We start from the raw sequence: 232 nt of genomic DNA, 5'->3' as shown, positions 1-232 counted from the left end.
AGTCGAGGCCGGTGGTCACGCCCGACAGGTTGCCGCCACTGTTCAGCGCGCGCTCCGCCATCTTGACGGCCATCGTCGTCGCCTGCGCGAACGTCTTCGTCGCGTTTTCCGCGCCGCCGTCGCCCGCGACCTTGTAAAGCTCCTCCTCGGCCGCCTCGATCTGGGCGCGCGGATTGACCTCTTCCGACGTGTCCATCGCCCGGTCGACCAGCGTCCGGCCGACCGTCACCAG

Annotated in this window: 1 protein-coding gene; it reads right to left on the bottom strand. The window is 69.4% G+C overall.

Annotation, left to right across the window (positions count from 1 at the left end):
• Positions 1-232 (bottom strand): hypothetical protein (locus tag AC0IYH_RS34215; protein WP_471838949.1); only part of this gene is annotated, 232 nt, incomplete at both ends.

The organism is Pseudomonas sp. AC463, assembly GCF_979253585.1.
Note: the sequence above shows the minus strand (reverse complement) of the source record. Positions and strands in the feature narration are given on the sequence as shown.